The following is a 349-nucleotide window of genomic DNA, read 5'->3' as shown; positions in this document are numbered from 1 at the left end:
TATTTGCTTCTTTTGCAGAATTTGAAAGAAACCTCATTCGTGAACGGACAGAGGCGGGAAGAATTGCCGCAAGGGCTCGGTGACGTTTTGGTGGAAGACCTGAAAAGTTAGGAGAAAAAGAACAACAAATGATAAAAACACTCGTGTCTAAGAAAATCCCCATTAAAGATATTGCGCAAATATTAAAGATTTCTCGTACAACCGTGTATCGTTATTTACATAAATAGGAGGAAGTTCAGATGGCGACGAGAGAAGTTCTGACTCAAACGCAACGAGAATACTTTTATGAATTACCAGACCAGATGAGTGAACGAGAGCGGATACGATACTACACTTTATCGGAAGAAGA

At 39.8% G+C, this 349-nt stretch carries 1 pseudogene; it reads left to right on the top strand.

Annotated elements, in window-relative coordinates:
- A pseudogene (locus ACODS7_RS32860) lies at nt 1-227 on the top strand (helix-turn-helix domain-containing protein); the annotation flags it as partial.
- Nucleotides 228-349: the final 122 nt, after the last annotated feature.

The sequence above is a fragment of the Bacillus sp. FG16 genome (assembly GCF_057809515.1).
Note: the sequence above shows the minus strand (reverse complement) of the source record. Positions and strands in the feature narration are given on the sequence as shown.